Genomic DNA, 26255 nt, shown 5'->3' on the forward strand with positions numbered 1-26255 from the left:
CGGCTTGAGCGACGCGCCGATTGCCGGTATCAGGGCGCGACGCCGGTGTAGCTCAGTTGGTAGAGCAGCTGATTTGTAATCAGAAGGTCGGGGGTTCGAGTCCCTCCACCGGCACCAGGCCGCGTGGCTGACAGGCCGGCCCGATCGGACGGCGGGCGCCGCTCGCGACCGACCGTCGCGCCCGGTCCCGGGCCGTCACCGGATGGGCGCGCGCCGGGGACCCCTTGCGCCGCCGTCCCGCTGCGTGGCAGGGTCGCGCAGGAATGGCAGGCAACCCGGTTCATGGCACAGCACCCACAGACCCTCCCCGTGCTGGTCGTTGACCTCGACGGCACACTGATCCGCTCGGACATGCTGTTCGAAAGCTTCTGGTCGGGGTTTGCGCGGGACTGGCGGACGCCGTTGTGGGCCATCGCCGGGCTGGCCCGCGGGCGGGCGGCGCTGAAGGCGCGGCTCGCGGCCATCAGCCCGCCCGATCCTGCGGCCCTGCCCTATGAGCCGGCGGTGCTGGAGCACGTCCGCCAATGGCGCGCACGCGGCGGGCAAAGCGCCCTGGTGACGGCGGCGGACCAGACGCTGGCCAATGCCGTCGCCAATCACCTGGACCTGTTCGACGCGGTGCACGGGTCGGACGGTGCGATCAATCTGAAAGGTCCGGCCAAGGCCGAGTGGCTGCGCCGCACCTATGGCGCGGGCGGCTATGTCTATGCCGGCGACAGCACCGCCGACCTGCCGGTCTGGCAGACGGCGGCCGGCGCGGTCACGGTGGGCCTGCGCCCGGGCCTGCGGGCCCGCGTGGACGCGCTGCACCCCGATGCGGTGCATCTGGCGCCACCCGCGCCGATCTTCCCGGCCGCGCTGCGCGCCATGCGGCCCCAGCAATGGGTGAAGAACCTGTTGGTGTTCCTGCCGATGCTGGCCGCGCACCAGTTCGGCCCGCACACGCTGGCGCAGGGTCTGGTGGCCTTTCTGGCGTTCAGCCTTGTGGCCTCGAGCGTCTATCTGCTGAACGATCTGCTGGACATCGGATCGGACCGCGCGCACCCGCGCAAGCGGAACCGCCCGCTGGCCTCGGGCGCGCTGCCGCTGTCGCATGGCATGGCGATGGTGCCGCTGCTGCTGGCGATGGGGCTGGGGCTGGGGCTGGTTCTGCAACCGCTGTTCCTGCCGGTGCTGCTGGGCTATTACCTGCTGACCATCGCCTATTCGCTGTGGCTGAAGCGCAAGCCGATCCTCGACATCTGCGTGCTGGCGACGCTCTATACCCTGCGGCTGGCGGCGGGCGGTGCGGCCATGGGCATCGTGCCCTCGGTCTGGTTGCTGAGCTTCTCGGCCTTTTTGTTCTTTGCGCTGGCCGCGGTCAAACGGCAGGCCGAGTTGGTGGACATGGCGCATCGCAACCAGGTCGAGGCCGCCGGGCGCGGCTACCGTGTCAGCGACCTGCCGGTGGTGACGCAGATGGCCACGGCCTCGGGCTTTGTCGCGGTGCTGGTCTTCATGCTTTACCTCAACGAGCCGGTGACGCGCGATCTGTATGCCAATCCGATGATCCTGTGGGCGGTCTGTCTGCTGCTGCTTTACTGGGTCGCGCGGATGATCCTGCTGGCGCAGCGCGGCCAGATGGACGACGATCCGGTGGCCTTTGCCGTGCGCGACCGCGTCAGCCAGATCGTCCTGCTGCTCTTTGCCGCCACGTTTGCGCTGGCGACGCTGCTATGAGCGCGCCGCGCGGTTGGGCGCTGGTCACGCGCTACGCGGGATTCGCGGCCCTTGCGACGGTGGTGAATCTGGGCGCGCAGCGACTGGTTCTGGCGGCGTCGGGCCCGGTGGGGACGCGCTATGCACTGGCGCTGGTGCTGGGCACGGGCGCGGGGCTGGTGGTGAAATACCTGCTGGACAAGCGCTGGATCTTTGCCGATCTCGAAACCGGCGCGCGCGCCCACGGGCGCAAGTTCACGCTGTATACCGTGATGGGCCTGGTCACGACGGCGATCTTCTGGGCCACCGAAACCGCGTTCTGGTGGGTCCTGGGCGGCGATCTGGCGCGCGAGGCGGGCGCGGTCCTCGGACTTGCCGTGGGCTATGGGGTGAAATACCAGTTGGACAAGCGATTTGTCTTTACCAGCGAGAGAGCCGATGCAGCTTGAGGGGTGGGGCCGATATCCCCGGATCGAGGGCAGCCTGAGCGCGCCCCGCGACGCCGAGGCCCTGGCCGCGCTGGTGGCCCGGGGGCCGCTGATCGCGCGCGGCATGGGGCGCGCCTATGGCGATGCGGCGATCGGGCGTCACGCGGTTTCGACGCGCCATTTCAACCGCATGATCGCCTTTGACGCGGAGACCGGCCAACTCACCGCCGAGGCCGGCGTTACCTTGAGCGAGATCATCGAGGCCTTTCTGCCCCGGGGTTGGTTCCTGTCCGTCACGCCGGGCACGCAGTTCGTGTCGCTGGGTGGCGCCATTGCCGCCGATGTCCACGGCAAGAACCACCATTCCGAGGGCGCCTTTGGCACCTTTGTGGACTGGATCGAGGTGATGGGCCCCGACGGCGCCGTGACCCGCACCAAGCGGGGCGAGGACCTGTTCGAATGGACGCTGGGCGGCATGGGTCTGACCGGCGTGATCGTGCGCGCCGCGATCCGGCTGAAGCGCGTCGAATCCGGCTGGATCCGACAGCAGACCATCGCCGCGCCGAATCTGGACGCCGCGCTCGAGGCCTTCGAGCGGACCTACGGCGCCACCTATTCGATGGCCTGGATCGACTGCGCGGCCTCGGGGGCGGCCATGGGGCGGTCGATCGTCATGAACGGCGAACACGCCGTTCGCGCCGAACTGCCCGCCGCGCAGCGCGCCACGCCCTTTGTAACGCCGCGCCACAAGGGCCCCCGCGTGCCCGTCGATCTGCCGGGATTTGTGCTGAATCCCTGGTCGATCCGCGCCTTCAACACGCTCTATTTCCAAAAGGGCGCCCATAGCCAACCCTCCAGCCTGGTGGGATGGGAGCCGTTCTTCTACCCGCTCGACGCGATCCGCGACTGGAACCGGATCTACGGCCGCAAGGGGTTCATGCAATTCCAGTGCGTCGTCCCGCTGGAGAGCCACGCCGAGGGGCTGCGCGCGATCCTTGGCGCGATCAGCCGGACAGGCGCGGGGTCGTTCCTGGCCGTGCTGAAACGCTTTGGCGCCCAGGACAGCCGCCTGTCCTTTCCGATGCAGGGCTATACGCTGGCCCTCGACTTTCCCATGACCCAGCGGAGCCTCGCCCTGATGCCCGAACTCGACCGGATCACCGCCGACCATGGCGGGCGCTTCTACCTGGCCAAGGACAGCCGGATGAGCGCCGACACCCTGCGCCGCACCGATCCGCGCTGGCAGGGCTTTGCCGACTGGCGGCGCGCGCAGGGGCTGGCGGGGCGCTTCGTCTCGGCACAAAGCGAAAGGCTGGGGCTGTGAGCGGCGCGGTGCTGATCCTGGGCGCGCGGTCCGACATCGCCCGCGCCTGCGCCCATCGCTACGCGCGCGAGGGCTATGCGGTGCAACTCGCCGCGCGCCAGGCCGAGACGCTGGACCCCGACGCCCAGGATCTGCGGCTGCGCCACCAGGTCGCGGTCTCGACCCACCCGTTCGATGCGCTCGACACCGCCGGCTTTGCCGCCTTTGTCGATTCGCTGCCCGTGCTGCCCGACACGGTGATCTGCGCCGTCGGGTTCATGGGCGAGCAGAGCACCAGCCAGACCGACCCGGCCGCCGCCGCGCGCGTGCTGCGAACGAACCTCGAAGGGCCGGCGCTGATCCTCGAGCTGCTGGCTGGCCGGTTCGCGACGCGCGGCCACGGCGCGGTGATCGGCATCTCGTCGGTCGCCGGGGACCGGGGGCGCGCGTCGAACTATGTCTACGGCGCCGCCAAGGCCGGGTTCACGGCCTATCTCTCGGGCCTCAGAAACCGGCTGTCGCGGACCCAAGTGCAGGTAATCACGGTGAAACCCGGTTTCGTCGCGACCCGCATGACCGAAGGCATGGACCTGAACCCGCGCCTCACCGCCAGCCCCGAGGCCGTCGCCCAGGCGATCTGGCAGGCGCAACGCAGACGGCGCGACGTCGTCTATGTCAAACCCGTCTGGCGGCTGGTGATGGCGATCATCCGCGCCCTGCCCGAGGGGATCTTCAAGCGCACGCGGCTCTAGCGGTCGGCGGCGCGCCGCCGATGACCGCGCGGCGCGCAACAGCCTTCATTGTCGGTTAGGGATTTCCTGCGTATGGAAGATCCATGACCCTGCATCCTTCGCTTCCACCCCTGCACGATGCAGCGCCCTCGCGCGCTGCGCTGTCCTTCCGCCTGACGCTGGTTGCGGGCGGCCTTGGCGTGCTGGCGCTGGCGGCGATCGGCGCGGGTGCCTTCTGGCCCGCCGCGACGCCCGGCGGCCCCGTTCCCTCCGGCCCCGCGCCAGAGGTCTGGCTGTCCAACCTTGTCCTGTCCGACGGCACCGGCTTTGCCGCGCCCGAGATGCAGATCGAACCGGTCCTGCCGCGCAACCGCGCGCCCCTGGTCACGGAACCCGCCCCACCGCGTGCCGAAAGCCGCACCGCCGTGGCCGTGAATGACCACGGCGCGGCGCCTGTCGCCACGGTCGAGCGGGTGCGCCTGACCCCGGTGCCCGGCGTCGTCGCGCGTCTGGAAAGCCCCACGGTCGTGCCACCGCCGCGATCCCTGCCCGTGGAAACGGCGCAAGCCGACAGCCCGCGCGCGCCAACCCGCTCACCCTTTCCGCGCCTGCGCCCACAGAGCGCCCCGATCGAAACCGTCCCCGATGACGGCGCCGCCGCGCTGGCCGCCCTTGCCGCCGATCCCGACCTGGCACCGCGCGGTCTGATCCGTTCGCGCACCCCCCGGGCGCGGCCCGAGGCCGTGACCCGTCTGGCCAGCCTGGACCTCGACACCCCCGCCAGCGCCGCGCCCCCGACGGCCCCCGCGACCGCGCCCGTGATCGAAATCGCGCCCCTGGCCTCGGCGGCCGTTTCGCGCGACCAGTGCGACGCGGGCTTGAGCCGCGCCATCCCCCGCCGCCGTGGCGGCGCCGGCGATGGCAGCACCGTGATCGGTGGCCTGGGCGGCTTGGGCGGGCGACAGCGCGACGACGCCATCCTGGCCGAGGTTCTGGCCGGAAACGTGCCCGATTTCCTGCGCAACCTGGTGCCGGTGACCTTTACCGGGACGGGCTCCAACGGACAGCCCACGCGCATCACGATCTGTGTGACGCCCGATTACCTTGCCGTCGGGTCGAACCGCGATTTCGTCCGCGTGCCCCTGGGCCTGCCGGCGGCGATGCGTGTGGCCGAACGGTTCGACATGGTGCTGCCGACGACGCGGATGGTCGATGCGATCTACCAGCAAGCCAGCGTGCACCTGTCCCCCGCCCCGATGGAGCCCGGCTCGCAAATGTCCTCGACGGCGTATTTCCTGCGCCACAACGCCACCGTGCAGGGCCAGTTGCATCAGGTCGGCGCGCGGCTGGGCCAACTGGTCGCCGGACAGAAAAAGGACCTGGTCCTGACAAACCGCCTGAACAGCAACCCCGGGCGGGTGGCGATCTATGGCTGGCACCGGCGCGGCGGCGCGGCGATCCAGCCGCTCAGCACCGTGCACGGCGCACAATATGCCGATTACAGCCACGGCATCCGGCTGGTCAGCCGCCGCGCCTTTGTCAACGGCCGCGCCGTGGACCTGCGCGACCTGCTGGGCGACAGCCGGCTGGCCAGTCTGGTCAGCGCCGAGGGCACGATCACCAACCGCCGCCTGCTCGCCGCGCTCGACTGACCGCGGGCCGCGCCCCGTCGCGGGCGGCCCCGTTTGGGGCGTCCGGGCGACCGGCTGCTGACCCGCGCCGGCGTGGGCCGTGACGAATCCCCATTGGCAAGGCCACCCCTCGGGAATATGATCAAATTCTCGAAACGCCGGACCCTCCGATGCCCCCCGACCTGACCGCCGACCCGGCCCTCGATCCGGCCCCTGTTCCGCACCCGGACCTGACCGTTCCGCGCCCCCCGGCCGGAGCCGCGCGCCGCGCCCTCGACCCCGAGCGAGTCGCGGCCTTTGCCGCGCGCGAGGCCGTGCGTTTCGCCCGGGCCCGGCCGCGCACCCGCGCGCTGCTCGATCAAGGCGCTGCGCCCTGGCTCGCCGGGGTGCCGATGCACTGGATGCGCGACTGGCCCTCGCCCTTTCCGCTGGTCGTGACCCGCGCGCAAGGTGCCCGCCTGACCGATGCCGACGGATTCGACATCGACGATTTCTGCCTGGGCGACACGGGGTCGATGTTCGGCCATTCGCCCGAACCCGTCGCCCGCGCGATCCGCAAACAGGCGCGGCGCGGCCTGACGACGATGCTGCCGACCCGCGCCGCGCTGCGTGTCGGCGCGCTGTTGCAAGACCGGTTCGGCCCGTTCCTGTGGCAGATCGCCACCACCGCGACCGATGCGAACCGCATGGCGCTGCGCATCGCCCGCGCGGTCACCGGCCGCGACAAGGTGCTGGTCTTCAACGGCTGCTATCATGGCACGGTGCAGGACACGATGGTCACCCTGGATCACGGCCGGACCATGGCGCGCCGGGGACTGGTCGGTCAGGTCTTTGACTTGTCGCTGGGCGCCGTCGCGGTCGAATTCAACGACCTCGAGGCCGTCGAGGCGGCGCTGGCCACCGACGAGATCGCGGCGATCCTGACCGAGCCGGTGATGACCAATTCCTGCATGGTCCTGCCCCAGGCCGGGTTCCACGACGGCCTGCGCACCCTGAGCCGCCAGTATGGCGCGTTGCTGATCCTGGACGAGACACACACGATCTCGACCGGGCTGGGCGGCTACATGCGGCGCCATTCCCTGAGCCCGGATCTGTTCGTGCTGGGCAAATGCGTCGCCGGGGGCATTCCGGCGGCCATCCTGGGTCTTGCGCCATCGGTCGCCGAGCGCCTCGCGCGCTACGACGCGACGCGCCCGCCGGGGCATTCGGGCATGGGCACCACGTTGTCGGGCAATCCGCTGCAAATGGCCGCGCTCGAAGCCACGCTCGACGCCGTCATGACCGCCGAGGCCCATGCCCGCATGGACGCCGGCGCGGAACGCCTGGCGCGAGGGCTTGCGGCGGCGACGGCGCGGCACGATCTGGACTGGCACATTGCCCGGGTCGGCGCGCGGGTCGAATTCATCTGCGCCCCCGGCCCCTTGCGCAACGGCACCGAGGCCGCCGCCGCCCATGCCCCCGACGCCGAGGCCGCGCTGCATCTGGGCCTGCTGAACCGGGGCTGCCTGATCGCGCCGTTCCACAATATGATGCTGGTCTCGCCCGTGACGCGCAAGCGTCAGATCGACCGGCTCGTGACCGCCTTTGACGAGATCCTGACCGAGTTGACCCGATGACCGAGACCTGCCCCTCGGGCGCCACCAAGGCCGAAGCCGAAGCCTTTCTGAACGCCCATCCATCGGTCGAGGCCATCGACATCCTGCTGCATGATTCCAACGGCATCGGACGAGGCAAGATCATCCGGCGACACGAGTTGATGTCGGTCTTTGAAAGCGGGCGGCATCTGCCGATCTCGATCCTGGGGCTGGATATCGTCGGCGAGGACGTTCACGAAACCGGCCTGATCTGGGACGCGGGCGACGGCGATCTGCGGGCCTGGCCGGTGCCCGGCACCCTGAAGGCGCTGCACGGCACCGACCCGGCGCGGGCCGAGATGTTCCTGGGGCAATACCACCTCGATGGCACGCCGATGCTGTCGGACCCGCGCCACGCGCTGGCACGGCAGGTGCGCGCCCTGGCCGAAATGGGCCTGCACCCCTCGGCCGCGTTCGAGCTGGAGTTCTTTCTGCTCGATCCCGAACGCGACGCACTGGGCCGGGTTCAGCCCGCCCGCGACGTGCTGGATGGACGGTTCTCGGCCAAGACCGAGGTCTATTCGGTCGATCAGCTGATCGGCATGCAACCGCTGTTCGACGATATCTATGCGGGCGCCTCCAAGGCCGGCATCACCGCCGAGACGCTGATTTCGGAATACGCGCCGGGGCAATACGAGCTGACGCTGCATTACCGCGACGACATCCTGACCGCCGCCGACGATCTGGTGCGGCTGAAACGGATCGTACGGGCGCAAGCGCGCCGCCACGGGGTGGTGGCGTGTTTCATGGCGAAACCGATCGCCGATTACGCGGGCTCGGGGATGCATCTGCACGTCTCGTTGCGCGACGACGCCGGTCGCAATGTGTTCACCGAGGCGCCGGGCGCGGACTGGAGCGGGACAATCCGCCACGCGCTGGGCGGGCTGATACGGACGATGGGCGAATCGATGCTGGTCTTTGCGCCGCACGCGAATTCCTGGCGGCGCTTTGCGGCGCAATCCTATGCCCCGGTCGCGCCCACCTGGGGGGTCAACAACCGATCGGTCGCGCTGCGCATACCGGCCGGCGACCGGCGGGCGCGGCGGATCGAACACCGCCCCTCGGGCGTGGACGCGAACCCCTATCTGGTGGCGGCGACGGTGCTGGCGGGGATGCGCAAGGGCCTGATCGAGCGCATCGACCCGGGTCCCGAGACCACCGGCAACGGCTACGCGGCCGACGCGGGCGACATCCCCCGCGACTGGCGCGCGGCGATCGAGGCGGCGCAAGACTCGGTGTTCCTGAAAGAGGCGCTGGGCGCGGAGATGCACCGCACCTTTACCGCCGTGAAGGGCGCCGAATACGCGCGCGTGGCGCGGACCATCCCGGACGTGGATTTCGATCTCTATCTGCACCGGGTGTAGCGGGGGCTGCCGCCCCCGCACCCCCGCTTCAAGGGGGGCACGCCCCCCTTGAAAATCCCCGTGCGTATTTCGGACAAGATGATGGGGCCGGGTTGACCCGGCGGGGGCCGCGTGGTCCCCTGGGGTCCATGCGCGCCCTGGTGTTTGCCCTTTCGCTTCTGGTTTCGCCCGCAGCGGCGCAGGTCTGCGCCCCGGCGGACCTGCCCGCGCTCAACGGTTGCGTGGGGCGCGCGCGGGTGAGCATCGCCATCGCCGGGGATGTGCTGGTGCATCGGGCCCTGGCGTGGCGCGGCTATGCGCGGGGGTTCGCGAGCCTTTGGGGGGCGGCCGAGCCGGCGCTGCGGGGCGCCGATCTGGCCATCGCCAATCTGGAGGGGCCGGTCGCGCCCGGGTTTCAGCGCGATGGTCGGCGGGTGGCGGACCCGGGCCCGGTGTTCGACGATGTGGTCTATACCGAATACCCGCGATTCAACTATCATCCGGTGTTGATCCGCGCCTTGCGCGCGGCGGGCGTGGACGTGGTCACGACGGCGAACAATCACGCGATGGACCGGGGCGCGGCGGGAGCGGACGCAACCTTGCGGGCGCTCGACGCGGGCGGGTTGGCGCATGTCGGCACGGTGGCCGGTGGCCAGGCGCCCTGGCGGGCGCTGCGGCTGCGCACGTCGGTGGGTCCGCTGGCACTGGTCGCGTGCAGTTTTGGCACGAACGGGCTGGCCGATCCCCGCCATCAGGTTCCACGGTGTTACGACGATCGCGCCGGTTTGCTGGCCCTGGTTCGGGCCGAGGCCGCGCGCGGCGCCGGCGTTCTGGTGTTGCCGCACTGGGGGCAGGAATACGCGCTGGAGCCCGACCGCGCGCAGCAAGCCCTCGCCCGCGATCTGGCGGCGGCGGGGGCGATGGCGGTGGTCGGCACGCATCCGCATGTGCCGCAACCCTGGGAGGACCTGCGCGGCCCGCGCGGCCTGGTGCCGGTGGTCTATTCGACCGGCAACTTCATCGCCGCGCAGCCGCCGCTGGAGCGCGCGACCGCGCAACTGGCCTGGCTGTCGCTTTGCGCCGGCGCCCAAGGGCCGGTGGTGGCCGGCGCGGGCTATGTGCCGTTGCAGATGGAATTCGCCGGCGCCGACCCTTCGCTGACGCTGCCCCGGCCCGGCAGCGGCGATCCACGGCAAGAGGCCGGCCTGGCGTTGCTGGCGCGGCTGATCCCGGGACGCGCGCTGTCGCTGTCGTGCCGCTAGACCGGGGGTCAATGCGCGGGTTTCGCGCCCGCAAGCCGCCGCAGGAGGGGATCGACGGCCCAGGTCGCCACGGGGATCAGCATGAGCCCCCAGGCCAGCCCCAGCACACCGTCGAAGAACGCGGTGACCGCCCAATGGACCAACCCTGCCGCCTGGTTGACGGCTGTGGCGGCGGTCTCGGCGCGCTGCGCGATCCACTCGGCAGGCAGATGCCAGCCCAGTTCGTGCAGCCCATGCACCAGGATCGACCCGCCGACCCAGATCATCGCCGCCGTGCCGACCAGCGTGAGCGCTGTCAGGAAGCCGGGCATCACGGCGACGATTCCGCGCCCCAGCGCCCGGGTCGCCGACAGCCGCCCGACCCGCGCCAGCCACAGGCCCAGGTCGTCCGCCTTGACGATCACCGCGACGCCGCCGTAGACCACCACCGTGATGCCGACGGCCGCCAGCGCCAGCGCGCCGCCTTCGATCCAGACCGGCTGATCTTGCGGCAGGGCGGCCAGGATGATCGTCATGATCTCGGCCGAGAGGATGAAATCGGTCTTGATCGCGCCGGCGACCTTCTGCTGTTCCAGATGCACGGGATCGCCCGCGGCCGTCACATGGCCGTCGGCATGGGCGGTCCCGGGCCGGAACAGGTGCCAGACCTTTTCCGCCCCTTCGAAACACAGATACGAGCCTCCCAGCATCAGCAGGGGTGTGATCAGCCACGGCGCGAAATTCGACAGCAGCAGCGCCAGCGGCAACAGGATCAGCAGCTTGTTGCGGATCGACCCCAGGGCAATCTTGCCGACGATGGGCAATTCGCGCGCGGGCGAGAAACCGTGAACGTATTTGGGCGTCACGGCCGCGTCGTCGATCACCGCGCCCGCCGCCTTGGCGCCGGCCTTGGCCGCCTGGGCCGCCACGTCGTCGATCTGCGCGGCGGCGACCTTGGCGATGCCCGCGACGTCGTCCAGCAATGCGATCAGCCCGCTCATGGCAGCTCTCCGTGAATGTCCGGCGTCAAGGGTATCGGCGGCCAGTGCGCGCTGCAAGCCAAAGGGCCGCCGAGAAACGCCGCAGGGATGCCCGGCCCCCTTGCGCGCGCTGGCGGAATGCTCCACAAACCGGGGGTTGACGCGCGCAAGACGCGCTTTGGAACACGAAGGCGGATACCATGCTCGATACCCACGCGAAACCCACCGAGGAACTCGATGTCCGCGAACTCTTTGGTATCGACACCGAAATGAAGGTGAAGGGCTTCGCCGAGCGAACCGACCGCGTGCCCGAACTGGACCCGACCTACAAGTTCGACCCCGACACCACGATGGCAATTCTGGCAGGCTTTGCCTACAATCGCCGCGTGATGATCCAGGGCTATCACGGCACCGGGAAATCGACCCATATCGAACAGGTCGCGGCGCGGCTGAACTGGCCGACGGTGCGCGTGAACCTGGACAGCCACATCAGCCGGATCGACCTGATCGGCAAGGACGCGATCAAGCTGCGCGACGGCAAGCAGGTGACCGAATTCCACGAAGGCATCCTGCCCTGGGCGCTGCGAAACCCCTGCGCCATCGTGTTCGACGAATACGACGCCGGGCGCGCCGACGTGATGTTCGTCATCCAGCGCGTGCTGGAGCATGACGGCAAGCTGACGCTGCTGGACCAGAACGAGATCATCACCCCGCACCCGGCGTTCCGACTGTTCGCGACCGCGAACACCGTGGGCCTGGGGGATACCACCGGCCTGTATCACGGCACGCAGCAGATCAACCAGGCGCAGATGGACCGCTGGTCCCTGGTTGCGACGCTGAACTACCTGTCGCACGACGCCGAGACGAACATCGTGCTGGCCAAGAACCCCCATTACAACACCCAGAAGGGCCGGCAAGAGATCAGCCAGATGGTTACCGTGGCCGATCTGACGCGGACCGCCTTCATGAAGGGGCAGCTTTCCACGGTGATGAGCCCGCGCACGGTCATCAACTGGGCCGAAAACGCGCGCATCTTCCGCAACGTGGGCTATGCGTTCCGGCTGACTTTCCTGAACAAGTGCGACGAACTGGAACGGCAGACGGTGGCCGAGTTCTATCAGCGTTGCTTCGGCGAGGAACTGCCCGAGAGCGCGGCCTCGGTCGCGCTGGGCTGAGGCCCCGGGCCGACGCGGGAAATGGCATGAGCCCGGACGGTTGAGGCCTTGATCCTCGGCCTCCCGGCGGCTGCGCCCTGCCCCATTGCGACCAAACCGGACGCGCCCTGCGGCCCGTAGCACCCCGCCGGTGCGTGGGGCGGCCCTGTCTCAGGGCCGCCACGGGGGCCGATCAGGCCGCTTTCGTCCGGGCCTCGGCGCGGGCCGCCATCGTCGCGCGGGTCCACCAGTCCAGCTCGTCCAGCATCGCCTTGGCCGATCCGCCGACCGTCGCTTCGATCGCGCTCAGCGGCTGGTTCTGCTGCCCGAGCGGGTGCACGGCAAAGAAATCGGCGCCCGCGATATGCACGCCCGACCGGGTCGAGACCATTTGCAGTTCGATGCCGATGGTGCGCAGATGCTCGACCGCGCGGGCGGCCCCCAGCGCACCGTAACCGACGACGCCAAAGGCCTTGCGGTTCCAGTCCACATAGGCCTGGTCCAGCGCGTTCTTCAGCGCCCCGGTGATCGAGCGGTTGTATTCCGCGACGACGAAGATGTAGCCGTCGAACGCGGCGATCTTTTCCTGCCAGGCGGTCGCGCGCGCGTCGGCCGAGGGCATCCAGGCGTTCGAGGCCACCTCGTTGAACAGCGGCAGGTCGTGGTCCTTAAGGTCCACCAGCTCGACCTCCCAGTCGCCGCGGGCCTGGGCTTTTTCGAGGATCCACTCGGCCGGTTTCGCGCCAAAGCGCGAATCGCGGGTCGAGCCGAGGATGACGGCGATGCGGGGTTTGCGGGTCATGATTTCAATCCTTGGATCAGACGGGTTCGATGCCCGGAACCTGTATCCCGGGGGCCAAAAAGTCATGTCCACGCCGCCGCACAATCGCTGTGCGCCCATGCGGGTCTTGCCCCGCGCGCCGCGCCGTGCTTGCCTGTGGTATGCGCGCCTTGACCCTTCTTCTCCCGCTCTGCCTTGTGCCCGCGGCCGCCGTCGCGCAGACCCAGCCGCCGGGTGCCCCCATCGCCGCGCTGTCGGGCGACTGGAATGGCGACGACGCTGCTGACGCCGTTCTGTTGCTGCGAGCGGCGGACGGTATGGCCGATCTCGTGCTCTATCAGGGCGCGCCCGAGGACGGGCTGCACCCGCTCATCACGCTGCCGGCCAGCGTTTCCGCCGGTCCCCTGGCCGGGTCGGCGCCGACCCTCGAGGCCCGCAGCGACACCAGCTTTGCCATCGTGACCCAGCAGACCGGCTTTGGCCGCACCCCGTGGACGCAAGTCGTCACCGTCGCGTTTCGCAACGGCACCTACATGGTCGCCGGATTCGACTACGATTTTTATGACCGGCTGGACCTGTCGCATTATGGCGGCTGTTCGGTGAACCTGTTGACGGGCCGATTCACCCTGACGCTGGGCCCCGGCGACGAAGCGCCCGAGGTCCACCGCGCGGGCCCCGTCGGCGAGGCCGCCTTTCCACTCGCCGCCCTGACCGATGGCTACTGGCCACCGGCCTGCGACGCGCTGATGCGCTGAACCACGGCGCGCATTTCGCCCCTTTCCCAAGCCTTGGCCCGGGTGCATAACATCCCCATGCAGAAACCGTCCGACAACCCCGCCGATCCCTTCAAGAAAGCCCTGACCGAGGCGACTCGGGTCCTGGCCGACGATACCGAGGTCGCGGTCAGCTTCACCGTCGATCCGCCCGGCATGACGCGCGACGCGATGCGCCTGCCGCAGGTGACGCGGCGCATGACCCGCGACGAGGTGTTGCTGGCGCGTGGCACGGCGGACGGGTTCGCCATGAAGCGGCGTTACCACAACGAGGGGGTTCACGCCCGCTACCTGCCTCAGGGCCAGATGGCGCGCGATCTCTACGAGGCCATGGAAACCGCCCGCTGCGAGGCGGTGGGCGCGCGGCACATGCCGGGCACGGCCTCGAACATCGACGCGCGCATCGCCCACGAGGCCGACCGCAAGGGCTATGCCCAGATCCGCAGCCAGGCCGAGGCCCCGCTGAGCGTCGCCGCCGGCTATCTGATCCGCGAGATGGCCTCGGGGCGCCCCCTGCCCAAGGGCGCGAACCAGGTCGCCGACATGTGGCGCGGCTTTTTCGAGGAACAGGCCGGCGGCACGCTGGAAGGCCTGGACGCGGCGCTGGCCAACCAGGCGCAATTCGCCAGGCTCGCGCGGCAGGTCATCACCGATCTGGGCTATGGCGACCAGTTGGGCGACGACCCCGACGATCTGGGCGACGATCCCGAGGGCGCCGAGGAGGAAAGCGACGAGGCACCCGACAGCCCCGATTCCCAGGGCGAGGACGACCAGCAGCAAGACGAATCCGAGCAGTCCGACGATGGCCCGCAGGACGAATCGGCGCAGACCGAAACCGTCATGGACGACCAGGCCGACGACGAGTTGGCGGATGAAACGGACATGCCCCAGGCCGAGGCCCCGCCCGAGCCCCCCGCCCCCGCCCCGCATTCCGACGCCGACCCGAACTATACCGTCTTCACCACCGAGTTCGACGAAGAGATCTCGGCCGAGGATCTGGCCGAGGCCGCCGAACTGGAGCGGCTGCGCGCCTACCTGGATCAACAGCTCGAACCCCTGAAAGGGGCCGTGTCGCGCCTCGCCAACAAGCTGCAACGCCGGCTTCAGGCGCAACAGAACCGCAGTTGGGAATTCGACAAGGAGGAAGGCATCCTCGATGCCGGGCGGCTGGCGCGCGTGGTGGCGAACCCGACCACCCCCCTGTCGTTCAAGTGGGAAAAGGACACCGATTTCCGCGACACGGTGGTCACGCTGCTTCTGGACAACTCGGGCTCGATGCGCGGGCGACCGATCTCCATCGCCGCGATCTGCGCCGACGTTCTGGCCCGCACGCTGGAACGCTGCCAGGTCAAGGTCGAGATCCTGGGCTTCACCACCCGCGCCTGGAAGGGCGGCCAGAGCCGCGAGAAATGGCTGGCCGAGGGGCGCAAGCAGTCGCCCGGCCGCCTGAACGATCTGCGCCATATCGTCTACAAGAGCGCCGACGCCCCGTGGCGGCGGGTCAAGGACAACCTCGGTCTGATGATGAAAGAGGGCCTGCTGAAGGAAAACATCGACGGCGAGGCGCTGGAATGGGCGCATCGGCGGATGCAGGCCCGGCGCGAGCAGCGCAAGATCCTGATGGTGATTTCCGATGGCGCACCGGTCGATGACAGCACCTTGTCCGTCAACGCCGCGAATTTCCTGGAAAAACACCTGCGCGACGTGATCGCCATGATCGAAAAGCGCAAGGCCGTGGAATTGCTGGCGATCGGCATCGGCCACGACGTGACGCGCTATTACGAGCGCGCCGTGACGATCACCGATGTCGAGCAACTGGCCGGTGCGATGACCGAACAACTGGCCGCGCTGTTCGATTCCGACCCGCGCGCCCGCGCCCGGGTGATGGGCATGGCCTCGGTCATGGGGCGCTGAGCGCCGGCCGATCCGTTCCGCGCAATTTTCGAGGTCCCATGTTCCAGACCTATGTCGCCGCAACCTCGCCCGATCAGGGACCTCCGCGTCTGGCCCGTCTGCGCGCCGAACTCGAGGCGCGCGGGCTGACGGGTTTTCTGGTGCCGCGCTCGGACGCGCATCAGGGCGAATACGTCAGCCCCCATGACGAGCGGCTGCAATGGCTGACCGGGTTCACCGGATCGGCCGGGTTCTGTGTGGTGCTGCCCGACACGGCCGGTGTCTTCATCGACGGGCGCTATCGGTTGCAGGTGCGCGACCAGATCGACCTCGGGACCTTTCGCGCCGTGGACTGGCCCGAGACCTCGGCCGCCGATTGGCTGCGCCAGCACGCGCCCCAGCAGGCGGTGATCGGCTACGATCCCTGGCTGCACACCCCCGACGAGATCGGCCGGATCGAGGCCGGGCTCAAGGGTTCGACGATCGCCTTGCGGGCGCTCGACACCAACCCCCTGGATGCCGTCTGGACCGATCAGCCGCCGCCCGCGCGGGGGCTGGTGCGCGAACACCCGCTGTCGCTGGCGGGCCGCACCGGGGCCGAGAAACGCGCCGATCTGGCCCAGGGGCTGAAACGCGCCGGGGTGGCGGCGACGGTCATCACCCTGGCCGACAGCCTGGCCTGGCTGATGAACTGGCGCGGTTCGGACATCATCCGCAACCCGGTCGTGCAGGGCTTTGCGATCCTGCACGACGACGCGCGGCTGGATCTGTTCATCGACGCGGCCAAGGTCGCCGCGCTGCCGGGCGACGAGGGCGTTACCCGCCACCCGATCGAGGCCTTTGCCGATGCGCTCAAGGCGCTGAACGGCGTGACGCGCTTTGACCCGCAAACCGCGCCCGTCGCGGTGCAGACCCTGCTGGCGCAGGGTGCGCCGGGCGCCGATCCCTGCCTGATGGCCAAGGCGACAAAGAACCCGGCCGAACTGGAGGGAATGCGCGCCGCGCACCGCCGAGACGGCGTGGCGATGGTCGAATTCCTGGCCTGGTTCGACGCCCACGCGCTGGACGGGCTCAGCGAGATCGACATGGCACGGACCCTGGAAGGGTTCCGGGCCGCCACCGGGCAGCTATTGGACCTCAGCTTCGATTCCATCTCTTCGACCGGGCCCAACGCGGCGATCAACCATTACCGCGTGACCGAGGGCTCGAACCGGGTGCTGGAACCCGGCGACCTGTTCCTGATCGATTCGGGTGGGCAATACCCGGACGGCACGACCGACATCACCCGCACCCTGCCCGTCGGACCCGTGGCCCAGGACCGCCGCGCCGCCTATACCCGGGTGCTGCAAGGCATGATCGCGATGTCTCGCGCCCGCTTTCCCCGGGGTGTTTCGGGCGGCCATCTGGATGCGCTGGCGCGCTATCCGCTGTGGCTGGCGGGGCTGGACTACGACCACGGCACCGGGCACGGCGTGGGGGCCGCGCTCAGCGTGCACGAAGGGCCGGCGCGGCTGTCGCGGGTATCGATGCTGCCGCTGGAACCCGGCATGATCCTGTCGAACGAGCCCGGCTACTACCGGGCTGGCGGCTGGGGCATCCGCATCGAGAACCTGCTGGTCGTGCGCGAGGCCGCACCGCTGGGCGACGACCGGCGCATGCTGGATTTCGAGACCATCACCCTGTGCCCGATCGACACGCGGCTGATCGAACGCGCGATGCTGAGCGCGGACGAGGTTCGCTGGCTCAACGCCTATCACGCGCGCGTGCTGGCCGAGCTGGGGCCGGCGGTGTCCGAATTTGCCCGGGACTGGCTGACACAGGCCTGCGCCCCGATCTGAGCGCCCGCCCCTTGCGCAGCCGCGCTCAGTGGCAGGCCATAACCCAGATGTCAAAGCGCGGATGGTCCAGCGCGTTCAGGGCCGGGCTCGAGGCGACCATCCAGCCATGGAACAGGCGTTCCGCGCTGACCGAATCGGTGATGTCGAGAAACGCATAGGCGTCGGAACTGGGGTTTTCGGCAGGATAGCGGCAGCCGGTCAACGCCACCGTCAGGTGGTGAAAGCTCAGCGTATCCCCAACCGCAAGGGTCATGTCCTGCACCTCGCCCGATATCTTGTCGAGCCCGCGCAGCACCGCCTCGGTGCCCGAGGCCATCTCGGGGCCGTTCGGCCGCTGGTCGCGCAGGGCCTCGCCCAGGACCTGCCAGTTGACCTGCTGGGCGCCCGCCGGCAGCGCCAGCAAAAGCGCCGTCAGCGCCAGGGCGAGCCGCGTCATGGCGCCGCCCCCTCGGGCGCCTCGGAGGCGTCCGACCCGGTAAAGGCGCGCAACAGCAGCGTGATCAGGCTGACCGCGCTCTGGGTATCCTGGAACGTGTCGCCAGGGCGCAGGTTTTCCAGGCCCCCCCCTGGCAGAACCTCGATGAAGGTGCCCCCCAAAAGCCCCTCGGACGCCACCTGGATCGTCGAATCGCCGGGCAGCTCCAGCCCCGGGGTCACCGCGATCGCCAGTTGCGCGCGAAAGCTCTGCGGGTCCAGCGACAGGCCGGTGACGGTGCCGATCTTGACCCCGGCCAGTCGCACCTCGGTCCCGGGGCGAACCCCCTCGGCCGACCGAAAGGTCGCATAGAGCGGATAGCCCTGCGCCTGGGTCAGCGCGGTGCCCGTGGTGCGCAGCGCAAACACCACAAACAGGGCCGCGACGCTCAGCACCGCGGCGCCCAGCAGGATTTCCCAGGGGCGATAGGCCATCGGCCCTTATTCCGGCTGCCAGGCTTCGTAGTCGCGGCGTTCCACCGGCGCGGCGCGGCGCAGCGATCCCGGCGGGACATAGGCGGCGGGTGTGCCGGTCAGGTTCGGATTGTGGGGCAGTTCCCAGGGCTTGTGAGCCAGCGGACGGGCGGTCGGCGGTTCGTCCCAGGTGTGGTGCAGCCAGCCGTGCCAGTCGGTGTCGATGCGGCTGGCCTCGATCTCGCCGTTGTAGATGACCCAGCGGCGTTTGCCGTCGCGCGACCGGTAGAAGATGTTGCCCTGCGCGTCCTCTCCGACCTTGACGCCCTTGCGCCAGGTATAGAGCTGCGTGCCCAGCGTCTGGCCGTTCCACCAGGTCAGGATGCGAAGAAGCAGGTTCATTGGCCGAGTCCCCTTGGTCTTTGTCCCGACATATGACCCAGTTTGCCGGGGAAATAAAGCCCCGCCGCGGTGCGGCGGCGGGGCGTTGCCGTCACTCGGTCACGCGGACATGCGCCATCACATCGGGGGTGCCCAGCACCGCCCCGTTCGGCCCCTCGCCGCGCTTGATCGCGTCGAGCACGTCGAAACCGTCGATGATCTGTCCGACGACGGTGTATTGCCCGTTCAGATGCGGCGCGGGGGCGAACATCAGGAAGAACTGGCTGTTGGCCGAGTTGGGATCGCGCGCCCGCGCCATGCCCATCACCCCGCGATCGAAGGGCTCGGCCGAGAATTCGGCCGGCAGGTCCGGCAGGTCGGACCCGCCCATGCCGGCGCGCGCGGTGTCGCCATCGGCGCGGCCGAACTGCACGTCGCCGGTCTGCGCCATGAAGCCGTCGATGACGCGGTGGAAGACCACGTTGTCATAGGCGCCGGATTCGGCCAGGGCGACGATGCGCGCGACGTGCTGCGGCGCCAGATCGGGGCGCAGGGCAACGCGGATCGTGCCGTTGGCGACACCCGCGACGTCGATCTCCAGCACCGGGGCGCCGGCGGGCGGATCGCTCGCCAACGCGGCCACCGGCGCGAGGAACAGGGCCGCCAGCGCGGCCAGCAGGTTACGCCTGAGCATCGGCCGCCACCGTCACCTTGATCATCCGGTCCGGGGACGCCGGCGGCTCGCCGCGCACGATCTGATCGACGTGCTCCATCCCCGAAATCACCCGGCCATAGACCGTGTATTGCCGGTTCAGAAAGTGGTTGTCATTGAAATTGATGAAGAATTGTGAATTCGCGGAATGCGGGTTCTGCGAGCGCGCAGCGCCAAGCGTGCCGCGGTCGTGCGGGATGCCCGAGAATTCGGCCTTGAGGTCCGGCAGATCCGACCCGCCCGTGCCGGCGCGGCGGATGTTGAAGCTGTCCTTGGTGGCGTTGCCGTTGGCCACGTCGCCGGTCTGGGCCATGAAGCCGTCGATGACGCGGTGGAAGACCACGCCGTCATAAGCGCCCGCGCGCGCGAGGTCCTTCATGCGCTGCGCATGACCGGGCGCGACATCGGCCAACAGCTCGATGACGACGGTGCCCGTCTTCAGCTCGATGAGGATGGTGTTTTCGGGGTCCTTGATCTCGGCCATGCCGCTCTCCTGTGTCGATTGGCGCGCACCCTAGCGCGGGATTTCGCCAAGGAAAACGGCAAAGCGGTGACTTTCGCGTGCGGGACGCCCCGGGGTGGGCCGCGAACCGCCGTCAGGCGTGCAGGTAGCGATCGACCGCGGCGCTTTGTTCAGGCGTCAGATGCAGGCCCAGCCGGGTGCGCCGCCACAGCACGTCCTCGGCCGTTCGCGCGAATTCATGGGTCCTGAGCCAGTCCACCTCGCGGGCGAAGAGGCCAGCGCCAAAGGAGGCGCCCAGGTCCTCGGGCCCGGTGGCGCCGGCGAGCATCGCACCGGCGTCGGTGCCATAGCCGCGCACCAGGCGCCACGCCTGCCCCAGGCTGAGGAACGGGTGGCGTTGTCGCAGGTCGGCGACCAGCGACGGCACCTGATCGACCGGGAAATCCCCGCCCGGCAGCGGCACCCCCGCTGTCCAGTCGCGCCCCATCGGCAGATGCGCGCCCAGCTTGGCCAGCGCCGATTCCGCCAGCCGCCGGTAGGTGGTGATCTTGCCGCCAAAGACATTGAGCACCGGCGCCCCTGCGCCCGTGTCCAGCGTCAGCACATAGTCCCGCGTCGCCGCCGTGGCGCTGCGCGCGCCGTCGTCGTAGAGCGGACGCACGCCCGAATAGGTCCAGACCACATCCTCGGGCCGGACGGGCCGTTTGAAATAGTCCGAGGCAAAGCCGCACAGATAGTCGCGTTCGCTGTCCGTGCAGCGTGGCGCGGTGTCGGGGTCGCTATGGTCGGCGTCGGTGGTGCCGATCAGGGTGAAGTCCTGCTCGTAGGGAATGGCAAAGATGATGCGCCCGTCGCGCCCCTGAAAGAAATACGCCTTTTCATGGGCATAGAGCCGTGGCACGACGATATGCGAGCCGCGCACCAGGCGCACATGGTCGCGCAGGTCGCGGTGCAGCACCTGGTGCAGAACCGCGCTGACCCAGGGGCCGGCGGCATTGACCAGCGCCTTTGCCCGCAGGCTGCGTCCGTTTTCCAAGGTGACGGTCCAAAGCCCGTCTTCCACCCGGGCGGCGGTGACGGCGGTGCGGGTCAGGATCTCGGCGCCGCGTTCGGCCGCATCGCGGGCGTTCAACGCCACCAGCCGCGAATCTTGCACCCAACAATCCGAGTATTCATAGGCGTGGCGGAATTCGTCCCGCAGCGGCCCCCCTTCGGGGGCGTGGCGCAGGTCCAGTTTCGACGTGCCGGGCAGGATCTTGCGCCCGCCCAGGTGGTCATACAGGAACAACCCCAGCCGGATCAGCCAGGCCGGGCGGCGCCCCCGCATCCAGGGCATGACCCAGCCCAGCAGCCGCGAGGTCGGCGTTTCGGCGTCAAAGCGCATCCCCTTGTGATAGGGCAGCACGAAACGCATCGGCCAGGCGATATGCGGCATCGCCGTCAGCAGACGCTCGCGTTCGATCAGGGCCTCGCGCACCAAGCGGAACTCGAAATATTCCAGATAGCGCAACCCGCCATGGAACAGCTTGGTCGAGGCCGAGGACGTCGCCCCGGCCAGATCGCCCTTTTCCGCCAGCAACACCTTGAGCCCGCGCCCGGCCGCGTCCCGGGCGATGCCGCAGCCGTTGATTCCCCCGCCGATGACGACAAGGTCGAATGGATCGCTCGAGGTTTGGGTCATGGCAGTCCGCGCGCGCGAAAATCTTCGTTTCTGAGCGATTATAATCGAATTCCGCGGGAATCGGCAAGACGCCCCGCGGCTCGCGCCGCGTTTTCGCGCGAAATTCCGCGCTTTGACTTGCGGTGCGGGTCCGCAGTGAACACAATCGGACAAAAAGGACCACATCATGGCCCAGGGTTTCCGCCTTCCCGAGATCCTCGACATTGCCCGCGCCGAAGGTCGGGTGACCGTGGACGATCTGGCGCAGCGGTTCGGCGTCACCGCGCAGACGATCCGCCGCGACCTGGCCGAACTGGACGATACCGGCAAGCTCGAGCGCGTCCACGGCGGGGCGATCCTGCGTTCGGGCACGGTGAACATCGGCTATCAGGAACGCGCCGCGCTGAACGCCGAGGAAAAGCGCGCCATCGCCCGCGCCTGCGCCGCCGAGATTCCGCAAGGCGCGTCGGTCTTTCTGGCGATCGGCACCACGACCGAGGCCGTCGCGCGCGAATTGCGCCGTCATGCCGGGTTGATGGTGGTCACCAACAACATGAACACCGCCAACATTCTGGCCGAAAACCCGGACTGCCAGGTGATTGTGACCGGCGGCACGCTCAGGCGATCGGACGGCGGGCTGACCGGGCCCCTGACCGAAGGCGCGATCCGCCAATTCAAGGTCGATATCGCGGTGATCGGCTGTTCGGCGCTGGATGCAGACGGCGACATGCTGGATTATGACATCCACGAGGTCGGCGTCAGCCGCGCGCTGATCGCCCAGGCGCGCAAGGCCTGGCTGGTGGTCGATCATTCGAAACTGGGCCGCACCGCGCCCGCGCGCATTGATTCGCTGGCCGTTCTGGACAGCCTGTTCATCGACCGGCCCCTGCCCGAGCGCCTGCGCGTCGCGTGCGAGGGCTGGGGCACGCGGGTGGTGACCTGCGGGCCGGTCGCCGAACCGCCGCCGGGCGATTAGCGCAGCGCCGCGCGGGCCGCCACCGCGCGCATCGCCGCGCTCAGCTCATGTTCGAGCGTGCCAGCCATCGACCGGAAAACGCCGATCTCGACCGCGTCGGGCGCGGTGCGGATCAAGACCGCCGGCAGGTGGTTCAGCGTCGCCCGGGCCGAGGTTCCGACCCCCATCGCGCGCAGGTCCAGCGGGCAGAGCCGTGCCAGGACCGCCTTGGCGTCGGGACCGGACAGCCGCACCCAGGCCCATCCGTCGGTCTGGTCGCAAAGCGCCGCCAGCCCGGACAGATCGGGCGCCTCGGCGCCCATCAGAAAGGCGGTCTCGCGCCCGGCCCAGACCAGGCGGCCTGCGCCCAGCGGCAGAACCGCGCCGGGGTCCGGAAAGGCGAAGGGCAGGCTGCGGCCCGGATAGGGCTGGATCGACGTCACCGGCCCGGGGTCCATCCCCTCGACCGTGGCCCGGCCGATGCTCAGCGGCAGGCCCTGAAACGGTTTGTCGGCGATGAGGTCAACCACGCATCCGCCCTCCCTCTGGATCGAAGAACACCGGGTCGCAGATCTCGACCAGCACGCGGTGGCCGCGCAACCCGTCGTCCAGCCGGATCACCTGCCCGTGGCGGCTGCGACCGTCCTTGACGAAGCCCAGCCCCAGCCAGCACCCCAGCGTCGGCGAGGGCGCGACCGAGGTGACATAGCCCTGGTTGTTCTCGCGCGTGGCCAGGTCGCGTTCGTTGTAGAGATGCGCGCCCGCGCTCAGCACCTCGCCCTGGTTGACGGGCATCAGCCCCACCAGCTGCTCGCGCCCGGGTTCGGTCAGGCCGGGGCGCTGCGCCGCCGCCTTGCCGATGCAGTCCTTCTTGGCCGAGACCATCTTTCCCAGCCCCACGTCGTCGGCCGTCACCCGGCCGTGGATCTCGGCGTGGGTGATGAACCCCTTTTCGACGCGCAGGACGTTCAGCGCCTCCATCCCATAGGCGCATCCGCCCTGGGCATGGACCGCGTTGAGCAAGGCCTCGAACAGCGAGGCTCCATAGCGCGTCGGCACCGCGATCTCGTAGCCTTCCTCGCCCGAGAACGAGATGCGGAACAACCGCGCCCCGATCCCGCCCAGCCGGATCGCCGTGCAGCCCATGAACGGCAGATCGGCGTCGATCCCCAGCGCGGCCAGCACGGCGCGGGCTTTCGGCCCGGCCAACGCGAACTGCGCCCAGGATTCCGTCACCGAGATCATCCGCACGTCCCAATCGGCGCAGAACGCCTGGTGCACGAAGTCGAGGTGCCGCATCACCGGCCCGGCGGCGGCGGTGGTGGTGGTGACCAGAAAATGATCCGCGGCCAGTCGCGCGCAGGTGCCGTCATCCATGACGAACCCGTCCTCGCGCAGCATCAGCCCGTAGCGCACGCGCCCCGGCTTCAGCGTGGACATGGTGTTGGTATAGACGAAATCGAGGAACCGCGCGGCGTCGGCGCCCTGCACGTCGATCTTGCCCAGCGTGGACACGTCGCAGGTGCCGACCGCCTCGCGGACCTGAAGAACCTCGCGGTCACAGGCGGTGCGCCAGTCGGCTTCTCCGGCGCGCGGGAAATAGCTGGGCCGATACCACAGCCCGGCCTCGATCATCGGCGCGCCCATCGCCCGCGATTTCGCGTCCGAGGTCATCAGCCGCCGCGGCGCAAACCCCTCGCCCCGGCCGCCCGCGCCCATCGCCGCGATCGACACCGGGACAAAGGGCGGGCGGTAGGTCGTGGTGCCGGTCGCCGCAATCCCCTGCCCCGTGGCGTCGGCCAGCACCGCCAGCGCCGCCACGTTCGACGACTTGCCCTGATCGGGCGCCATGCCCTGCGTCGTGTAGCGTTTCATGTGCTCGACGCTGGAATAGCCCTCCTGCGCCGCCAGCCGCACGTCCTTGGTGGTCACGTCGTTGGCAAAGTCCAGCCAGGCGCGCCCGCCCGCGTCCACCGCCCACAGGGGCGCGATGGCATAGGGCGTATCCTCGGCCTCGGGCACGGGGGTCTTCTTCGCGCGCAGCTTGAGGTCGCGCAGCGCCTCGGCCGCGGCCTCGGCGCCATCGGCCAGACAGGCGGCGGTGGAAAACCGCCCGCGCGCCGCGCCCGCGACGCCGAGGCCGGGCACCATCCCCGGCCGGGGCACAAAGGCGGCGATGTCCGCGTCCCAGTCGGGGCGGCCGTTCATGTGGCAGGTCAGGTGCAGCGTCGGATTCCAGCCGCCGGCCAGCGCCAGCGTCCGCGCCGCGATGACCGAGGTGCCGCCCGAATGCGTCACCGCGACGTCGCGCAACCCGTGGCGGCCGCGTGTGCCGGTGACGCTGGCCTGCGCATAGACGGGGAAATCCTCGGTCACGGGGATCGCGCGAGGATCGACATAGGCCGCGACTTCGATCCCCTGGGCGGTCAGGTGCCGCGCCGTCGCCAGGCCCGAGTCGTTGTTCGAGAAGATCACCACCTTGCCCGGGTTCACGCCCCATTTCGCGACATGCGACACCAGCCCCGAGGCCAGCATCACCCCCGGGCGGTCGTTGTCGGGGTGCGCGATCGGGCGCTCCAGCGCGCCGGCGGCCAGGATCGCGCGCCGGGCGACGATGCGCCAGAAGCATTCGCGCGGCAACTCGCCCGGGGCCGCCACATGCAGGCCCACCCGTTCCAGAGCGCCAAAGGTGCCGTCGTCATAGGCGCCGGTGACGGTGGTGCGGGTCATCAGCCGCACATTGGGCATCGCCGCCAGTTCCGCCACCGTCGCGGCGGCCCAGTCGGGTCCGGCCATTCCGCCGACCACGGGCTGGTCGGACAGAAGCCGCCCGCCCATCCGCACGTCCTCGTCGGCCAGAATCACGTCGGCGCCGGCGCGCGCGGCGGTCAGCGCCGCCATCAGCCCCGCAGGCCCCGCACCGATCACCAGCAGGTCGCAGTGCGCCCAGGCTTTTTCATAGACCGACACATCGTGATGCCCCGACAGGCTGCCCAGGCCCGCAGCCCGCCGGATCGCGGGTTCATAGAGCTTTTCCCAGAAGGCGCGCGGCCACATGAAGGTCTTGTAATAGAATCCCGCGCTGAAGAACGGTGCGAGCCAGTCGTTCACCGCCAGCGCATCGTGGCGCAGGCTGCCCAGACGGTTCTGGCTGCGCGCGGTCAGCCCCTCGTGGATCTCTTGCACGGTGGCGCGAACATTGGGGGTCTGCTGCGAGCCTTCCAGCACCTCGACCAGGGCCGAGGGTTCCTCGGACCCGGCGGTCATGGGGCCACGCGGGCGGTGATATTTGAACGACCGCGCCATCAGCCGCTGCCCGTTCGCCAGCAGGGCCGAGGCCAGCGTGTCGCCGTGAAATCCCGAATGCTCGACCCCGTCAAAGGTAAACCGCACTGGCCGCGCGCGGTCGATCAGCAGGCCCTTGCCGGGGATGCGATGCGACTGGCTCATGATTGCGCCCCGGTTCCGGCCACGGTGGGCGCGGCGCGCGACGCCACGGCCCGCGCCGACACGATGGCATGGGTCACGGTGTTGCGCGTGACCTGAACCCAGGTCTGGCAGGGGTCGTGATACCACAGGTCGCGCGTCTCGCCGGCCGGGTTGTCGCGCAGGTGCAGATAGGCGTCCCAGGCATCAAGGCCCGCATCCTCGGCGGGCCGGTCCAGGAACACCGCGGCACCGGAATAGGTGAACTCGCGCCGGTCGCGGGGGCCGCAGCACGGGCAGGGAATGCGCATCGGGTCTGTCTCCCTTCGGGAGGCGGCGCCT

The 26255-nt window shown here is 69.5% G+C and carries 24 protein-coding genes and 1 tRNA gene; 14 read left to right on the top strand and 11 right to left on the bottom strand.

Annotated elements, in window-relative coordinates; translation table 11 throughout:
- The first annotated feature begins 41 nt into the window (after window positions 1–41).
- From H6900_12895 to H6900_12935, 9 genes are all read left to right on the top strand, one after another.
- Window positions 42–117: transfer RNA gene (locus H6900_12895), tRNA-Thr, on the top strand.
- A gap of 165 nt (window positions 118–282) precedes the next feature.
- Window positions 283–1719, top strand: a complete 1437-nt coding sequence (locus tag H6900_12900; protein ID MCC0074175.1) for a UbiA family prenyltransferase — start codon at window positions 283–285, stop codon at window positions 1717–1719.
- Complete coding sequence (locus tag H6900_12905; protein MCC0074176.1) at window positions 1716–2147, top strand: GtrA family protein; 432 nt, start codon at window positions 1716–1718, stop codon at window positions 2145–2147. The genes H6900_12900 and H6900_12905 overlap by 4 nt, the downstream gene beginning before the upstream one ends.
- Complete coding sequence (locus tag H6900_12910; protein MCC0074177.1) at window positions 2137–3450, top strand: FAD-binding oxidoreductase; 1314 nt, start codon at window positions 2137–2139, stop codon at window positions 3448–3450. The genes H6900_12905 and H6900_12910 overlap by 11 nt, the downstream gene beginning before the upstream one ends.
- Window positions 3447–4181: an SDR family oxidoreductase gene (locus H6900_12915; protein MCC0074178.1), complete on the top strand. Its 735-nt coding sequence runs from the start codon at window positions 3447–3449 to the stop codon at window positions 4179–4181. Before H6900_12910 ends, H6900_12915 begins: the two co-directional genes overlap by 4 nt.
- Window positions 4182–4264: 83 nt before the next feature.
- On the top strand, window positions 4265–5812 hold the full coding sequence (locus H6900_12920; GenBank protein ID MCC0074179.1) for a hypothetical protein: 1548 nt from the start codon (window positions 4265–4267) through the stop codon (window positions 5810–5812).
- A 149-nt stretch (window positions 5813–5961) separates the two neighbouring features.
- Window positions 5962–7407, top strand: a complete 1446-nt coding sequence (locus tag H6900_12925) for an aspartate aminotransferase family protein (protein MCC0074180.1) — start codon at window positions 5962–5964, stop codon at window positions 7405–7407.
- Complete coding sequence (locus tag H6900_12930; protein ID MCC0074181.1) at window positions 7404–8789, top strand: glutamine synthetase; 1386 nt, start codon at window positions 7404–7406, stop codon at window positions 8787–8789. Before H6900_12925 ends, H6900_12930 begins: the two co-directional genes overlap by 4 nt.
- Before the next feature lie 128 nt (window positions 8790–8917).
- The gene (locus H6900_12935; GenBank protein MCC0074182.1) at window positions 8918–10030 is read left to right on the top strand and encodes a CapA family protein; all 1113 of its coding nucleotides are present in this window, start codon (window positions 8918–8920) and stop codon (window positions 10028–10030) included.
- A gap of 8 nt (window positions 10031–10038) precedes the next feature.
- Here H6900_12935 and H6900_12940 read toward each other — a convergent pair whose 3' ends face one another.
- Complete coding sequence (locus tag H6900_12940) at window positions 10039–11010, bottom strand: DUF808 domain-containing protein (GenBank protein ID MCC0074183.1); 972 nt, start codon at window positions 11008–11010, stop codon at window positions 10039–10041.
- Window positions 11011–11189: 179 nt separating this feature from the next.
- On the opposite strand from H6900_12940, the gene cobS reads away from it, so the two are divergent.
- On the top strand, window positions 11190–12164 hold the full coding sequence (gene cobS, locus H6900_12945) for a cobaltochelatase subunit CobS (protein ID MCC0074184.1): 975 nt from the start codon (window positions 11190–11192) through the stop codon (window positions 12162–12164).
- A 172-nt stretch (window positions 12165–12336) separates the two neighbouring features.
- Here the strand turns inward: cobS and H6900_12950 are convergent, their stop codons facing one another.
- Entirely contained in the window at window positions 12337–12945 is a 609-nt protein-coding gene (locus tag H6900_12950; GenBank protein ID MCC0074185.1) for an NAD(P)H-dependent oxidoreductase, read from the bottom strand.
- 149 nt (window positions 12946–13094) lie between these two features.
- On the opposite strand from H6900_12950, the gene H6900_12955 reads away from it, so the two are divergent.
- From H6900_12955 to H6900_12965, 3 genes are read left to right on the top strand one after another with little or no spacing between them, the layout of a single operon-like run.
- Complete coding sequence (locus H6900_12955; GenBank protein ID MCC0074186.1) at window positions 13095–13679, top strand: hypothetical protein; 585 nt, start codon at window positions 13095–13097, stop codon at window positions 13677–13679.
- Between the two features lie 57 nt (window positions 13680–13736).
- On the top strand, window positions 13737–15611 hold the full coding sequence (cobT, locus tag H6900_12960) for a cobaltochelatase subunit CobT (protein MCC0074187.1): 1875 nt from the start codon (window positions 13737–13739) through the stop codon (window positions 15609–15611).
- Between the two features lie 38 nt (window positions 15612–15649).
- Window positions 15650–17428 carry an aminopeptidase P family protein gene (locus H6900_12965; protein ID MCC0074188.1) on the top strand — a complete coding sequence of 593 codons (1779 nt, stop codon included), beginning with the start codon at window positions 15650–15652 and terminating at the stop codon, window positions 17426–17428.
- A gap of 25 nt (window positions 17429–17453) precedes the next feature.
- Here the strand turns inward: H6900_12965 and H6900_12970 are convergent, their stop codons facing one another.
- The 6 genes from H6900_12970 to glpD all read right to left on the bottom strand — a co-directional run bounded on the left by H6900_12970 (window position 17454) and on the right by glpD (window position 21553).
- On the bottom strand, window positions 17454–17864 hold the full coding sequence (locus H6900_12970; protein MCC0074189.1) for a DUF2155 domain-containing protein: 411 nt from the start codon (window positions 17862–17864) through the stop codon (window positions 17454–17456).
- Complete coding sequence (locus H6900_12975) at window positions 17861–18337, bottom strand: outer membrane lipid asymmetry maintenance protein MlaD (protein MCC0074190.1); 477 nt, start codon at window positions 18335–18337, stop codon at window positions 17861–17863. Before H6900_12975 ends, H6900_12970 begins: the two co-directional genes overlap by 4 nt.
- A gap of 6 nt (window positions 18338–18343) precedes the next feature.
- Window positions 18344–18718, bottom strand: a complete 375-nt coding sequence (locus H6900_12980) for an NADH:ubiquinone oxidoreductase subunit NDUFA12 (GenBank protein MCC0074191.1) — start codon at window positions 18716–18718, stop codon at window positions 18344–18346.
- Between the two features lie 91 nt (window positions 18719–18809).
- Window positions 18810–19391 carry a peptidylprolyl isomerase gene (locus H6900_12985; GenBank protein ID MCC0074192.1) on the bottom strand — a complete coding sequence of 194 codons (582 nt, stop codon included), beginning with the start codon at window positions 19389–19391 and terminating at the stop codon, window positions 18810–18812.
- Window positions 19378–19893: a peptidylprolyl isomerase gene (locus H6900_12990; GenBank protein MCC0074193.1), complete on the bottom strand. Its 516-nt coding sequence runs from the start codon at window positions 19891–19893 to the stop codon at window positions 19378–19380. Before H6900_12990 ends, H6900_12985 begins: the two co-directional genes overlap by 14 nt.
- A gap of 112 nt (window positions 19894–20005) precedes the next feature.
- A complete protein-coding gene (gene glpD / locus H6900_12995; GenBank protein MCC0074194.1) occupies window positions 20006–21553 on the bottom strand; it encodes a glycerol-3-phosphate dehydrogenase in 1548 nt (515 codons plus the stop codon).
- A gap of 166 nt (window positions 21554–21719) precedes the next feature.
- Here glpD and H6900_13000 point away from each other — a divergent pair, with 166 nt between their 5' ends.
- On the top strand, window positions 21720–22508 hold the full coding sequence (locus tag H6900_13000; protein MCC0074195.1) for a DeoR/GlpR transcriptional regulator: 789 nt from the start codon (window positions 21720–21722) through the stop codon (window positions 22506–22508).
- On the opposite strand, the gene H6900_13005 is transcribed toward H6900_13000, so the two are convergent.
- Genes H6900_13005 through H6900_13015 form a run of 3 tightly spaced genes read right to left on the bottom strand, consistent with a single transcriptional unit; the run spans window position 22505 to window position 26224 of the window.
- Window positions 22505–23017, bottom strand: a complete 513-nt coding sequence (locus tag H6900_13005) for a sarcosine oxidase subunit gamma (GenBank protein ID MCC0074196.1) — start codon at window positions 23015–23017, stop codon at window positions 22505–22507. The genes H6900_13000 and H6900_13005 overlap by 4 nt on opposite strands.
- Window positions 23010–25937: a sarcosine oxidase subunit alpha family protein gene (locus H6900_13010; GenBank protein MCC0074197.1), complete on the bottom strand. Its 2928-nt coding sequence runs from the start codon at window positions 25935–25937 to the stop codon at window positions 23010–23012. Before H6900_13010 ends, H6900_13005 begins: the two co-directional genes overlap by 8 nt.
- The gene (locus tag H6900_13015; protein MCC0074198.1) at window positions 25934–26224 is read right to left on the bottom strand and encodes a sarcosine oxidase subunit delta; all 291 of its coding nucleotides are present in this window, start codon (window positions 26222–26224) and stop codon (window positions 25934–25936) included. The genes H6900_13010 and H6900_13015 overlap by 4 nt, the downstream gene beginning before the upstream one ends.
- Between the last annotated feature and the right edge of the window lie 31 nt (window positions 26225–26255).

The sequence above is a fragment of the Rhodobacter sp. genome (assembly GCA_020637515.1).
Classification (GTDB): domain Bacteria; phylum Pseudomonadota; class Alphaproteobacteria; order Rhodobacterales; family Rhodobacteraceae; genus Pararhodobacter.

Coding starts and splice junctions, on each gene's coding strand:
- H6900_12900 (MCC0074175.1), top strand. CDS start 283: ATGGCACAGCACCCACAGACCCTCCCCGTGCTGGTCGTTGACCTCGAC.
- H6900_12905 (MCC0074176.1), top strand. CDS start 1,716: ATGAGCGCGCCGCGCGGTTGGGCGCTGGTCACGCGCTACGCGGGATTC.
- H6900_12910 (MCC0074177.1), top strand. CDS start 2,137: ATGCAGCTTGAGGGGTGGGGCCGATATCCCCGGATCGAGGGCAGCCTG.
- H6900_12920 (MCC0074179.1), top strand. CDS start 4,265: ATGACCCTGCATCCTTCGCTTCCACCCCTGCACGATGCAGCGCCCTCG.
- H6900_12925 (MCC0074180.1), top strand. CDS start 5,962: ATGCCCCCCGACCTGACCGCCGACCCGGCCCTCGATCCGGCCCCTGTT.
- H6900_12930 (MCC0074181.1), top strand. CDS start 7,404: ATGACCGAGACCTGCCCCTCGGGCGCCACCAAGGCCGAAGCCGAAGCC.
- H6900_12935 (MCC0074182.1), top strand. CDS start 8,918: ATGCGCGCCCTGGTGTTTGCCCTTTCGCTTCTGGTTTCGCCCGCAGCG.
- H6900_12940 (MCC0074183.1), bottom strand. CDS start 11,010: ATGAGCGGGCTGATCGCATTGCTGGACGACGTCGCGGGCATCGCCAAG.
- cobS (MCC0074184.1), top strand. CDS start 11,190: ATGCTCGATACCCACGCGAAACCCACCGAGGAACTCGATGTCCGCGAA.
- H6900_12950 (MCC0074185.1), bottom strand. CDS start 12,945: ATGACCCGCAAACCCCGCATCGCCGTCATCCTCGGCTCGACCCGCGAT.
- cobT (MCC0074187.1), top strand. CDS start 13,737: ATGCAGAAACCGTCCGACAACCCCGCCGATCCCTTCAAGAAAGCCCTG.
- H6900_12965 (MCC0074188.1), top strand. CDS start 15,650: ATGTTCCAGACCTATGTCGCCGCAACCTCGCCCGATCAGGGACCTCCG.
- H6900_12970 (MCC0074189.1), bottom strand. CDS start 17,864: ATGACGCGGCTCGCCCTGGCGCTGACGGCGCTTTTGCTGGCGCTGCCG.
- H6900_12975 (MCC0074190.1), bottom strand. CDS start 18,337: ATGGCCTATCGCCCCTGGGAAATCCTGCTGGGCGCCGCGGTGCTGAGC.
- H6900_12980 (MCC0074191.1), bottom strand. CDS start 18,718: ATGAACCTGCTTCTTCGCATCCTGACCTGGTGGAACGGCCAGACGCTG.
- H6900_12985 (MCC0074192.1), bottom strand. CDS start 19,391: ATGCTCAGGCGTAACCTGCTGGCCGCGCTGGCGGCCCTGTTCCTCGCG.
- H6900_12990 (MCC0074193.1), bottom strand. CDS start 19,893: ATGGCCGAGATCAAGGACCCCGAAAACACCATCCTCATCGAGCTGAAG.
- glpD (MCC0074194.1), bottom strand. CDS start 21,553: ATGACCCAAACCTCGAGCGATCCATTCGACCTTGTCGTCATCGGCGGG.
- H6900_13000 (MCC0074195.1), top strand. CDS start 21,720: ATGGCCCAGGGTTTCCGCCTTCCCGAGATCCTCGACATTGCCCGCGCC.
- H6900_13010 (MCC0074197.1), bottom strand. CDS start 25,937: ATGAGCCAGTCGCATCGCATCCCCGGCAAGGGCCTGCTGATCGACCGC.
- H6900_13015 (MCC0074198.1), bottom strand. CDS start 26,224: ATGCGCATTCCCTGCCCGTGCTGCGGCCCCCGCGACCGGCGCGAGTTC.